Here is a 13,887-nt window from a genome sequence, read left to right as displayed (position 1 = left end):
AATCAAATTTAACTGTCTTCTAAATACTCATTAAGTAATTGTAAACAATACCATTCCTGTCTCGGCAAATGAAAAGGTCCTTTGAACATATTTCCTTTTGCCGTTTGGGCAATGGTTCCGTCTTTATGTAAATAGCCAAACCATTCTCCATTTGTTGCATCATGGAATTTGCTGTACGCATAATCATGTACCATTTTGTGCCAAGTTGCATATTTTTCATCGCCTGTCATAGTGTAGGCTAGCAGCGTTGCAATAATCACTTCGTTATGAGGCCACCAAAACTTCATATCCTGCCAGTATTCCTGAACGGGTTTGTCGTATACATCACGGTAATATAGAATACCACCATGTTCATTATCCCATCCGCGTTCCCACATATAATCGAGCATTTTGCAGCCCAATTCAATTAAATGAGGATCATTGTTGCGGTATTTTGCTTCATGTAAAATAAACCAAGCTCCTTCAATAGCGTGACCGGGATTCAACGTGCGCCCATCAATATGATCGATTATGGAACCATCTGGCGCTACTTGTTCCATCACACATTTGATATCATCTTTTACAAAATCGGTTTCAATTTCAGTAATCCATGTATCAATCCATTCATCACAACGCGGGTCTCCAATATTTTCCCGTAACTGTTGTGCCGTGTTTATCATAATCATAGGAGTTCCAATTCCTTTTGACGGTCTGGTAGCGGTGAATTTAGGTTCTAATAAACCAGATGAAGTTGAATATTCGATACATTTTCCGAATAAAAACCGTGCTTTTTCAGCGGCTTCTTCATCACTGCTTGCTTTTGCGTAAGCTGACATTGCTATAACCGCAAAGGTTTCCGAAAAGTAATACCGGCGTTTGCGTATGGGTTGTCCGTCACGTGTTACGTGAAAAAACATTCGTCCATCGGTATCAAAGCAGTGGTTGTTTAAAAAATCGATGCCTGTCTTAGAACCTTCTAACCATTCTTGTTTTGGCTCGACTGTATTGTAAAGTGTAGCCAATAACCAAGCGGAACGCCCTTGTATCCAGACGGCTTTGTCATCATCAATCAAACTTCCATCTTGATCACGCATTAATAAATAACCTCCAAACTCGGTATCAATAGAACGTGGAAACCAAAATGGCACGGTATCATTTAATAATTGATTCTGATAAAAATCTTTTAAGCTGAGAAGATCTGTTTTTGAGTAGCTCATTTTTTAATATATGTTTTGTAACTAGTATTTTTTATTTTGTACTAGATGTTATTTTTTTGTCTCGTTTAGTCAGTAAATAAAAGGATTTGACTTTTTTAGTTTTCAGCGGCAGGATTCAATTCTAGTTTAAAAGTCGAACAGGGTAAGCGGGCTTCATTCACTAAATTGGCAGTTGTAAAAGGTTTCCATGCATATAAAACGGTTCTTATTTTTTCTCCTTTTGGGATCGTAATTAATACTTGATTTTTCACGATAGCTGCTTTGCTTTGCATGTGAATTCCCTTGTCATTTACCAATTCAAAACCAATTAGTTCTTTTTTGTCCGAAGTAGTTAATTGTTTTGCAAATGCAAATGAAACTAGAATGTTGTCGCCTTTTTGTATGGCTTTCAAAGCGGAAGGACCATTCGCAATTACAGCTTTTCTATAGGTGTAGCGAGAGGCCAAAAGTGCCAAACGATCAGCTACTTCTTTTTTCTTAATGGGATGCACATTGAGAGCATCTCCATAATCCATACTGACGGCCATCCCGCAGTTTGGTATTTTATTTTGCAATCTATTTTGGGCATCTCTGAATGCGGGCCAAGTTGGTCGCTCCATACTTGATAATTGAGCATAATAGAAGGGAAGGTTTGAGCCCCAGGCTTTACGCCAACTGTCTACTAATGTAGGCATGAGGTGTTCATACAATTCAACATTATGTGCATTGCTTTCGCCTTGGTACCAAATCACACCTTTTATCGGGAATTTTGTAAAGGCTTCCACTCCAGCTTCAAAATTGTAGCAAGGATCATACGGATGGCGTTGTTTTGCATTTGTAGCGTTTTTTAAATTTACATTGGCACGTTCTCTGACCCAAGGCATGATAAAATCCGATTTACGCCAGTTCGTTAATACATCAACTACTTTATCGTCATGTTCCAAGGTGTATCTGTCAATCCAAGATTCTATCGGTGATCCGCCAACGGCAACTTGTATCAAACCCACAGCTACATTTTCTTCGTGGGCGATATTTTTACCAAAGTAATAGGCAATGGCCGAGAAATCTTTGGCACTTATCGAATCACATACCGACCAACTTCCGGAAAAGAATTGCAGCTGATTGGTTTTAACCAAAGTGAGATAATCCCATGCCGTTTCATCAGTATCACGGATTGCTTTGGCATTGAATAACCGAATAGTAGTATTAGCAATTGCTTTTTTTACTTCCGCCGAACCATTTTCTGAATTTTGAAGTTGAAATGCCATATTCGACTGTCCGGAACAAAACCAAACATCTCCAACCAAAATATTCTTCAAAACAAGGTTTCTTCCTTTAGATTGAATTGTCATTTCATAAGGTCCGCCTTGTGTCATAGCGGGAAAAGTAATTTTCCATTTTCCATATTTGTCCGCAATGACGTTCTTTTTTTGTTGTTTAAAAGTTACTTCTATAGTATCACCTCCATTAGCCGTTCCATAAACTGGAATAGGTTGGTTGCGTTGTAAAACCATATTGTCAGTGAAAACAGCAGCTAATTTTAATCCACCAAAATCTTGAGTTATGTTTTCATAAACGGTTTTGGCCAGAATAGTTGCTCCTTCTTTCGTCGGATGTAAAGCATCAGGAAAAAGATCAGGACGATGGTATAACTTTTCATGTAAATCAATTAAACCCACTTGATTTGCTTTTGCAATGTTGGGTATATGAGATTGAATTTGCCAAAACCAATCTCTGGTTCCCGATTTAAAACGAGGGTGCTCATTAAATATGGGCGTCAATCGACAGATGTAAATTTTAACTGCCGGATTTTGTTTTTTTAAGATGTCTATTAACCAAGTGTAATCGGCATCAAATTCAGCATTGTAATTAGGCCAATTTCTAGGATCTGTATCATTTAAACCCAAATGAATAATGGCTATATCAGGTCTGTATGCAATGGCATCGGCACATTCTTTAGTTTTAAAATAGGGTGTACTTCCTTTTTTCAAAAGTGTTGCTCCGCTATGTCCGAAATTCTTCACCTCATATTGTCCGCCCATCAAGATTTGAAGTTGCGAAGGATAGGATTCATTTGCAGCATCAGATAAGAGATAACCCGCTGTAACGGAATCTCCAATGCAGGCCACTTTGAGGGTTGATTTTTGCGCAACTGATTCAAAATGAAAGGCTATTGAAATGAAAAAGACTACTAAAAATAGATTCCTTTTTATCGTATTCATGTTTTTATTTTTTCAGAAATTATTACAAATAGGCGTAAATTATCCCCAAGGCGGAACACAAGGCTCCGCCTTAAAAGATAAAAAACAAACCCAACTTAAAACAATTATTTGAACTTAGTAAACGATACTAATGGATTTTAAGCATCGACAAAATCATTCACTTTTGGACGCAAAAAACTGATTTGGACTACTAATGCAATTATAACAACTCCCGCCATCAAAGCAAAACCGGAGCCTAAAGTTCCACTATCCGAGGATTTTCCTAAAAGAGAAGTTACTAATGCACCACAACCAACTCCAGTCATATTTAGGACACCATAGGCCGTCGCCCGGTGTTTTGAAGAAACAAACTGACATATAATTGGCATGTTATTGGCATCAAACATTCCGTAACCGATACCGAAACAAAGCGCAGCACCGACCACATTGAATAATGAATGTCCAAAACCAATTAACAATAAAGCAGGAATAGTTAAACTCAGACCAATCGCACTGGTATACACCCTGCCTTTTATATTTTTTTGTACCCATTTATCAGATAGAATACCACCAAAAATCACACCCAATAAGGATGAAAAGGAGATGGCAATGGTGGCTAGCGGACCTGCTTCTTCCATAGGAATTCCTAAATTTTCTGAAAACAGGGTAGGCAACCAGTTTTTTGTAGCCCAGCCCGGTAAACTTATTATGGCAAAATAGAATAAGATAACCCAGAACGAGATGTTTGTGAATAACAAAGCCATGCCTTTGAAGAGCGAACTTTTTTCTTTTATTAGCATCAAATCGGAATCTATAATTTTTACTTCGGCAACTTTTTGCTCTCTTAAAAAGAAAACCAAAATGAATGCATAAAAAACACCAACTATTCCAAAATAATGAAAAGTAGTATGCCAAGAATAGGCAGCGGCAATAGTAGCTCCAAAACCCCCTAATGCGGAACCCACATAAAGTCCGGTCATATGAATACCAATCGCAAGTGATCTTGTTTTTTGCTGATGGTAATCGGCAATTAGTGATAAACCGGCAGGAATATATAAAGCTTCACTTACTCCCATCAGGGCTCTTAGCCAATACACCTGATTGTAAGTTGTTGCATATCCCATAGCATACGTTACTGCTGACCAAACAAATAAGCTCCCTACAATCAGCCATTTTCTGTTTAATTTGTCTGCTATAATTCCGGATATAGGACTCATTAAAGCATAAATCCAAAGGAATATCGCCATCAAACGTCCAAAGTTCTCACCAGAGACTAATTCAGGAATATCTGTTTCCATTGAAGGACGCATCGTTGCCAGCATTTGTCTGTCCATATAGTTTAGCAAGGCTACAAGCCATAACAAGCCTACTACTACCCAAGGATAATACTTTGTATTTTTCATATTTTGATATGCTTTAAAATTTCATTTGTGATTTTACCTTCATTTTTCGATAGCAAAAAAATGGGGGTTAAAACCTATTTTGAGTGTAATTACTTTATAGTTCCTAACATCACATCAGGAGTACGAATACCTGGTTTTATTTCTCCATTAGACAAAACAATTTTATCGTTCCATAGCGTAGCTGTAGTCGTCACATGAGTAAGAAAGGGCAGTTCGCCAATGGTAGACCAGGAATCGGTAACAGTATCGTATAATAAGATTCCTTTATAAAAACCGTCATGATTCGTGTTCAATACATTTTTTTCTGCGATTAGCTTGGCCTTTTCCTCAGGAGAGTTGGTTTGTGCAATTTGGGATAAATACGTTTCGATTTTATGAAAAACGATACCATTATCACCACCAACAATTACGATAGAATGATTGCCTACAGCAACACCTGCACCTGCGGAAAAGTTGGTTGTGTTTTTTCCATCGGATATGTTTGCACGACTTTCCCAGATTTGTTTTTTTAAATTAAAGGCAAAAGTGGTATTGTGCAAATCACTTATTCCTGAAGGGGTTTTGGTTCTGCCACCAATCACGTAAATAGTGGTTCCTTCCTTGTCTTTCTGAACTACCGCAACCGAATTAGCGAAAGCGATGGGTAATTTTGGTAATGTTTTCCACTCTGGATTAGAACTATTTAAATCAAGACTTAAAAATAAATCAGAAGATTTAGTCGATTCATCACCGCCAATGGCATAAACTACATTTTCAATATGTGTTAGCGCTATATTGGTAACAGGTACTGGAAAATCAGGTAGGGATGTGGCTTCAACTTCAGTTGCAGCAGCATTCCATTGTAGAATAAAAGCTTTATTTGAAAGTCCATTTTCATTTTCACCCCCCACATATACCACTCCTAAATCAGTTGAGGTAGAACCACAATAGGCGATTGCTTCGGGTAATGTGCTGCGTACATTTTTATTCCAGCTATAAGTATCGTTGCATTTCTGCAATACATGAATTTCTTTTGAATACTGTTTTTTTCCACCTTCCCAAGGCATTTTATCTTGGAAATTGGCACCTCCGGTAACTATCAATACATCGTTACTGATACCATTAATAGCACCCGCAAAACCTAATGATATACTTCCATCAGTATTTTGTAGTTGCGCTGCCATTTTCCATTCCACATGGTTTACAGCTTTTTTTTGAGATAGGGCGTCAGTTGTCGGCATAATAAGTAAGGAAAGAATTATAGGATAAAAATGTTTATTCATGGTATTTCTTTTAAAATAAAACGAACAAAGCTATTTTGATTTGAAATCTTCAAAATTTAGACTTTCCACATCTTTTTTAAATAATTCAAATTGGTCAGCGCTCATGTTTTTGACAGGCAATCTAAATTCACCTAAATCAAAACCTACCATTTTCATATAGGCTTTCCCTACTGAAATTCCGCCGTATTTACCCAATAAACGAATCATGTTGATTGATTTTTGCTGCAAAGCACGCGCTGTAACTAAATCATTGGCATTAAAAGCCGAAATCAAATCGTAATACAATGGAGCAGCATAATTGAAAGTACTTCCTACAGCACCTTTGGCTCCCAATACTAATGCTGATAACATATTCTCGTCACGTCCCCAAAGCATGTCGTATTTACCGTCTTTGTAACTCATACAACTTTGGTAATCCATAAAATCTTCATGCGTATATTTCACTCCTGCAAAATTAGGAAGCTTTCCGTCTAAGGCTTGTACTAAATCAAACATTGGGAAGTTCACACCTGTTAATACTGGAATGTGGTAGTAATATAAAGGCATATTAGGAACACTTTCGCCTACTTTTATACAAGCTTGAGCCAACACATCCACATTAGCAGGTTTGAAATAAAACGGAGCTGTCAATGAAACGGCATACAAACCAATTTCATAAGCGTGTTTGGCCAAATCAATGCAATCGGTAAGGCAAGTTCCACCTAAGAATACCATTACTTTAAAATCAGCATCGTGATTGGAACAATCTGCCCAAGCTTTAGCAACCGCTTTTTTCTCTTCTAATGTTATAGAAACACCTTCTCCAGTAGAGCCATTAATAAAAGCACCAGTTATTCCGTTTTGTTTTAGAAAAGTATAGTAAGCCGGAATTAGGCTAACATCTAATTTTCCATTGCTATTAAAGGGGGTAAAAGGAGCTGAGATAAGCCCTTGTAAATGTTCAATTTTCATGAGGTATTTTTTTAAATTGTCTTTTATTTATGTTGTTTAAATAGACCGGGAACTTAAATATTCCCGGCTTATTATTTAAACTATACTTCTTAAATCCAATTTTCACTATGGATTCTGAGTGATTTTAGGATTAAAGTTAATGGTATTTTGAGATATTGGAAACAATATCTTTTTACCGGCCATAGAAGGCACAAGATTCGTTTTGTTGAAACGAACTAAATCCCACCATGCTTTCCCTTCAAAAGCTAATTCTTTCAAACGTTCATTTAAAATAACATCATTATTAGCTGTTTGAGAGCCATTTGTAAAGGAGGAAGAAGCATCAGCTCTTTGCATTACCAGATTCATTTCTGAAGATGGATCCTGACCTAAAGCATTTTTAATTTCTGCTTTCATCAACAGGATGTCAGCCCAACGGTAAATAATGATATCGCTCACAAATCTTCTGGTAGCACCATCAACTGTTCCATTGTATTTTACTAAACCTGTTACTACCGGAGTAGTTCCATTGTATAAAGTTAAATAAGTAGCTATTTTTCTGGTATCTGTATTGCTAAAGTTGAAATGGGTAATATCTGGTTGTACTCTTGAAATACCTGCATTCCCTGTACCAACTCCCAAAGTTCCGAAAGTTGCTGTTGCTGTCGCTGCTGTTAGGGGGGCAAAGTCACTTGGTCCAACAAACATGAAAGAATTCCAATTGTCAGATAGCGCAGATGGTACATCCGCCAAAGAATATCTAACCGCAAAAAGGACTTCAGTATTTCCTTTATTGGTGTAACTAAATACGTCTTTGAAATTTGGTAATAAAGATGGTGCAGTAGGAATAGCATTAATCGCAGCCAAAGCCGTATTTAGATCAGTACTTCCACCACCTAATTGTTTCGCGGTCCATAAATTAACATCCGCTTTTAAAGCGTAAGTCGATGACAAGGATAATTGCGTTTTATTGTTTGTTGCATCAGGATAATTCGCAATAGCTGATTCGATATCAGACTTAATGAATGCAAAAGTTTCTTCAATCGTATTACGCGGAACAATATATTCAGATTGATTGGTGTTTTCCGTTGGCGTAGTGACTATTGGTACACCACCCCAAGAACGAGCCATGATGAAGTAAGCCAAAGCACGCATAGAATATGCTTGCGCGATATATCTCTTTTGCTCATTTACAGTTGTTGGACTAAATTGAATAGTCGGAACATATTTCAAAACCAAATTCGCTTGATGAATTACGGTATACAAACCAGCCCAATCCACATCAATATTCTGTGCAGTCAGGTTGTTATTATAATAATTAGCCAAGCTTAGCGGAGATTGAACTCCATTAGTGATTTCTGCACTTCTTGCTCCTCCCAATAAATAGTAATTTTGTTGGGTTTGGGTTCTGAAATTGAAGTACATACCATTTACACCTGCTTTTGCATCGTCTTCAGTTTTCCAAAAACTAGCAGAAGTAATTACGCTTTCAGATGTAAGGTTTAAGTCATCCTGACACGAGTTCAGTAGTGAAAAACCGGTAAAAAGTATAGAATATAAAAGAATTTTCTTTTTCATGATATTTAATATTAAAATTTACAAACCAATGTTTAAACCAAGGATAAAGTTTTTTGGAACAGGATAAGTCCCTGTAGATCCAGCTGAATTTAATCCTAAACTGGAACCACCATCAATCCCTTGAACTTCTGGGCTTAAACCGCTGTATTTAGTGAAATAGTATAAGTTACTTCCTGTTACATACACACGTACTGATGCTAATCTAGCTTTCTCAACTATCGATTTTGGAACGGTATAACTCAATGTAATTTCTCTTATACATAAGTAATCTCCACTTTCGTAGTAACGGCTATTTCCTTGGAACATATTGGTATTATATGCTGCACCACTTGCTTCAGAACGGAATAAGTTATTTTGGTTCGTTTGATCAGCCCAACGGTAACGTGGTACATTAGTAATGTCACCTTCTTTTTGCCAAGACTGTAAACTTTCGGCTAATAATCCGTAATTTCCTTGAAATTGACCCACAAAACGCGCTCTGGCTTCATTGTAAATAGTAGCTCCTAAAGAGTAATCGGTTCTTACGGTTAATGAGAATCCTTTATAGTCTGCATTAAAATTAAAACCACCCACAAATTTTGGGAACATATTACCCATGTAAGTTCTGTCACGGCTATCAATTGTACCATTGTTGTCTGTATCTTCAAATACTGCATCTCCAGCAAATTTCTTACCAGTTGGATTACCACCGGCTGCAGCTGTTTTAGTTACATAAGTGTCCTTTGTAGTTGCGTTATAAGCATCAGCTTGTGCTTGTGTAGAAAGGATATATAATTGTTTGTGAGCATAAAAATCACCAATTTTTTGACCTTCCTGTAAACCACCTACGTATTTATAAGAACTGCTTGCTGCATCCCAAATTTCAGTTCCACCAATTCTATTGTTTGCATTTCCATTGAAAGGAAGTTTCTCAATTACGTTAGTATTGTGTGAAACATTAGCACCCACATTAATTTTCAAATCATTTTGATTGTACACATTGGCATTCAATTCTAATTCAAAACCTTTGCTTCTTAATCCTCCTAAGTTTGTTAGCACGGTAGAGAAACCACTATTAGAAGGAAGCGTTAGATTTGTTAATAAATCAGAAGTCAATTTATTATAAAAGTCTCCAATTACTCTAACTTTATCATGATTAAAACCTAAATCAAAACCTCCATTTATAGTTTGTGATTGCTCCCATTTCAAACCTGGATTAGCAATTTGTGAATTTACAATTGCAGATTGACCGTTGTAGCTATTAGCAAATCCGTTTGTTGTACCTGAATATAATCCACCCGATTGAAAATCACCCAAAGTACCTAAATTCCCGTTTACCCCATAACTTCCACGAAGTTTAAAAGAGGAAACAACCTCTGGCATTACTTTCCAAAACTTCTCTTCATGTGCATTCCAACCTACAGATAATCCAGGAAAAAAACCATATTTATTATCTGGACCTAAACTGGAAGAACCATCATAACGGAAAGAGGCTGTTGCAAAATACCTGCTTTTGTAATCGTAATTCACTCGACCAAAAACACTGTTCAGCACTAATCTGGTATTGTTGCTATATACTGAAACCGGTATTGGCGATGAATCCAAAGTTTGGGCAAGATCAGACGGGCTTCCTTTTCCAGATGCATTAAATGCTTTTATGGTTCTGTCGAATTTAGAAGCACCCAATTTTGCTTGAAAATCACCTATATTATCCAAAGCTTTGGCATAAGTAAAAACCCCTTCGTATTGTACTTGTGCGATTTGATTGCTTAATCGGGTAGCGGTGCGAGTGTTATCTACCAAACCATTACTTCCACTTAAAAAAGCTTGTTGAAAAGTATTATTATTATCATTTTCACTGTATAATGACAATGAAGGTGTAAAAGTTAAATCTTTAGTGATTTTTAAATCGCCGTCAACACCCATCTGCAATTTATTATTCTCATTAATTCCTTTCACTTTACCCATTTGGTATAATGGATTTCCATTGATATTATTTTGACCAGGAGCTAAAGTACCGTCCTCCAAATACAATTTTGTGGTAGGGGAGTTTCCTAAATATCTGTTGAAAACAACACTATTGGCAACAACTTGATTATTATTGGACTTTGAATATAAAACGCGACCGTTAATTGTAAAGTTATCGGCTACTTTCAAAGAAGCATTCAATTTACTGGTAAAACGTTGGTAACCGGTGAATATGGTTACACCATCTCCTTTTAAATACCCTAAGCTTAAATCAAAAGTACCGGCATCTCCACCACCACTAAAACCTAAAGTGTGATTTTGTGTGATCGCATTTTGAAATAAAACATCATTCCAGTTTGTGCTTTTATACATAATCGTATTGTTAGCATTAAGAGGATCTGCCATTTCTTGCCAACCTTTAGCTTGTAAACCTTGAATAGTGGGTGCGTCCAAATTCGATTTCAATAAAGTGGCGAATGGGGTGTTATTCAATAAATTATTTCCGGTACCGGCAGGAGTAGCTCCTGTTAATTGTCCGAGTCTTGCAATACCGGTGGTTGTTGAAAGTCCGGCGATTTCGGCAGCATTATACAAACCTAAACGTTGCAATCTAATAAAGTCACCTCCGTCTAAGAAATCATATTTCTTTCCTACTTGGCTATTTTGAGTAGAAACATTATAAGTGATTTTGGTTTTACCAGCTTTACCGGTCGATGTTGTAATAATAATTACACCATTAGAAGCACGAGCTCCATAGATTGATGTTGCAGCGGCATCTTTTAATACTTGTAATGAGGCAATGTCAGCAGAATTGATATCATCAATTTGAGTACGAATAACTCCGTCAACAATATACATAGGAGTTGCACCTGCCGGATTATCAATAGAAGTACCTCCACGTACTAAAATATTAGATGCTTTACCTGGTTGCCCTGATGCGGTACGCACCACTAAACCAGTTACGTTTCCCTGTAATGCTTGTGTTACATTTGAGTAAGGAACATTCTCTAAAACTTTTTTGTCTAATTTAGAAACTGAGGTGCTTAAAGTTCTTCTATTTTGAGAACCATATCCCACAACAATAACTTCATTCATTTGCTGACCTACTTCTTTTAGAACTATAGTAAGTGGCGCATTTCCAATAGTCACTTCTTGTTCCTGAAGTCCGATGTAAGAAACAACCAATGTGGTAACATTGTCGGGTACTTCAAATGTGAAATTTCCATCAAAATCGGTTTGTGTTGAAATAGTAGTGCCTTTGGCAATAATATTTACTCCAGGTAACGTCTCTCCTTTTTCATTAGTTACCTTTCCTGTAATTTTCTTTTGGATTAAGGCTAATTTGGTTGTCTGTTTTGTAACGGTATTATTTTTTTCAAAAAAAACAGCCGTTCTTAAAGATACTGAAGCTGATGCTTGTACGGTAAAAGCTACTAGAAATAAGGATGTTAATTTCATAGCTTTCCCAAAGTTAGGGGTAAGCCAATAATTTTTAGGCTTGCTTTTTGGTAATAAATACATACTTTTGTAATGGTTAGGTTAATAATAATTCTTCCTTCTTGGTTTATTTATTTGTTTTCCAATCACAGTTCTTTTTATTAAGAACCAGCCAGCATGTTTACAGCATATGCTGGCTTTTTTTATGGATAACAAATGAATATTTTATAAAAAAGGGTATTCCCAATTTTGTTGTCTTTTATGTTAGCAATCTTAAAATCGTCAGTTGTATTTTAAGAATTTAAATTCTTACTTTAGTTTTTATGGGCAATCTTTAGCATTAGAAAAAATCATTTCGATAGAAAATAGCACAGTCAAAATAGGTGTAGCAATTAGTAATCTTAAAAGATAAAATCTCTTTTTTAATAGTAATTTGGACGGAGTTTTTCTTTTGAACTATAATCTTTTTCTTAATCTTTTGTAGGAGAGAAAGTATAAAATTTAGTAAAAGAACAATTTAAAATATATTTTTTTCCGTGCTATTTATTATCACGTTGTAAATATATAAAATAATTTAACAAATACAATGTAATTATTAAATTATTTTAATAACTAAAATTTAGAAGTAATTTTAGTTATTAATTAATGGGGATAACATCTTTTCTTTTATAACACAACATGCCCCAATAACACCGGCGCGACGACCTAAAGTCGATTTTTTAAGTTTCATATCCCGGTTCACTAAACCTAATGAATATTTTTTTAATGCAGATTGAATAGGTAATAGCGTGTAATCCCCCAGTTGAGCAAAATCACCACCAATTACTAATAAATCAGGATTAAAGATATTGAGTAAAATAGATAAATAGCGTCCCATTTTTTCACTCTGCTTTGTCACCAAATCAACACACAAAGTATCCTCTAGATTAAAAGCTCCGGCTATAATGGTATGGTGTTGCAAAGCAGGAGAACTCTCATCAAGAACTACTTTTGATTGTTTTCCTTCTTTTAGCGCTGCCTTGAATTGGTTTACTAAGGACCAACCTGAAATTTCAGTCTCCAGACATCCAAGTTTACCACACTGACACATAATCCCGTTATCAAAGATAGTACTGTGACCAAATTCCCCAGAGTAACCGGATTTTCCATAATATAGTTTACCGTCAGTGATCATTCCTATAGCTACACCCCAACTGTAATTAAGAAATATTATATTCTGTTCATCATCAACAACACCTTCACAATATTCACCAAATGTCATTGCTCTGGTATCATTTTCTAAATGTACCGGCATGTCCAATTGTTCGGAAATAATTTCTGTTAAAGGTCTGTTTTCGCTAAAGAAATAATTATAGCTAAATCCTTCCATCGAATTGATACGACCTGAAAAATTGATGCAAACACCCACAATCATCTTTTTTTCGACAGAACTGTCTTCTATAAATGAATTTATCAGATTACAAAATTCCAAAAGTGACTCTTGTGTATTTTCTAAAATAAAGGAAGTTCCTAATTCAATACTGACAAATTCGTTTTTAATGTTTTGTAAGCCAATGGACATACTGGCAATACTCACTTCGACCCCTAAAAAGTAAGCGCAAGTTGGATTGATACTATACAGAGAAGGTCGTCTTCCGCCACTATTGGTGATTTTCCCAAGATCTACCACATAGCCCTCGGGCAATAATTCGTTAACGGCTTTAGTTACCGTTGGAACACTAGATTGTAGTTCAGAACTTAATTCTGCTATTGTAGCATTACCGGCAGACAATAATCGTTTTACGATTGCTTGTCTTAGCATATGCCACTTTTGTCCCGAAAGGCTTTTGTCTTTACTACTGTCTAATAAATCTTTTAAACTCATTCTTGTTACTTTTTAAAAAAATCAATGGGATTCATTTACAAACTTACTATAATTTTTTTTACACAATGGTTTAAATCTTATTTCAGTATT

General features: G+C 36.1%; 8 protein-coding genes. All 8 read right to left on the bottom strand.

The features are described 5' to 3' along the window. Window positions 1-8 precede the first annotated feature (8 nt). The 8 genes from ACNQGG_RS03885 to ACNQGG_RS03850 all read right to left on the bottom strand — a co-directional run bounded on the left by ACNQGG_RS03885 (window position 9) and on the right by ACNQGG_RS03850 (window position 13,797). Entirely contained in the window at window positions 9-1,196 is a 1,188-nt protein-coding gene (locus tag ACNQGG_RS03885; protein WP_417961723.1) for an AGE family epimerase/isomerase, read from the bottom strand. 95 nt (window positions 1,197-1,291) lie between these two features. Continuing rightward, window positions 1,292-3,397: a GDSL-type esterase/lipase family protein gene (locus ACNQGG_RS03880; RefSeq protein WP_417961722.1), complete on the bottom strand. Its 2,106-nt coding sequence runs from the start codon at window positions 3,395-3,397 to the stop codon at window positions 1,292-1,294. Window positions 3,398-3,534: 137 nt separating this feature from the next. Continuing rightward, a complete protein-coding gene (locus ACNQGG_RS03875; protein WP_416856523.1) occupies window positions 3,535-4,779 on the bottom strand; it encodes an MFS transporter in 1,245 nt (414 codons plus the stop codon). 89 nt (window positions 4,780-4,868) lie between these two features. Then, complete coding sequence (locus ACNQGG_RS03870; RefSeq protein ID WP_417961721.1) at window positions 4,869-6,041, bottom strand: galactose oxidase; 1,173 nt, start codon at window positions 6,039-6,041, stop codon at window positions 4,869-4,871. Between the two features lie 30 nt (window positions 6,042-6,071). Continuing rightward, a complete protein-coding gene (locus ACNQGG_RS03865) occupies window positions 6,072-6,992 on the bottom strand; it encodes a dihydrodipicolinate synthase family protein (protein WP_417961720.1) in 921 nt (306 codons plus the stop codon). 105 nt (window positions 6,993-7,097) lie between these two features. Further along, on the bottom strand, window positions 7,098-8,549 hold the full coding sequence (locus tag ACNQGG_RS03860; protein ID WP_417961719.1) for a RagB/SusD family nutrient uptake outer membrane protein: 1,452 nt from the start codon (window positions 8,547-8,549) through the stop codon (window positions 7,098-7,100). An 18-nt stretch (window positions 8,550-8,567) separates the two neighbouring features. After that, window positions 8,568-11,954: a SusC/RagA family TonB-linked outer membrane protein gene (locus ACNQGG_RS03855; protein ID WP_417961718.1), complete on the bottom strand. Its 3,387-nt coding sequence runs from the start codon at window positions 11,952-11,954 to the stop codon at window positions 8,568-8,570. Window positions 11,955-12,564: 610 nt separating this feature from the next. Beyond that, window positions 12,565-13,797 carry an ROK family transcriptional regulator gene (locus ACNQGG_RS03850; RefSeq protein WP_417961717.1) on the bottom strand — a complete coding sequence of 411 codons (1,233 nt, stop codon included), beginning with the start codon at window positions 13,795-13,797 and terminating at the stop codon, window positions 12,565-12,567. Window positions 13,798-13,887: the final 90 nt, after the last annotated feature.

Source organism: Flavobacterium esculini, from assembly GCF_048284325.1.
GTDB lineage: Bacteria > Bacteroidota > Bacteroidia > Flavobacteriales > Flavobacteriaceae > Flavobacterium.
The sequence above is the reverse complement of the archived record's forward strand: the minus strand, read 5'-3'. Positions and strand labels throughout refer to the sequence as shown.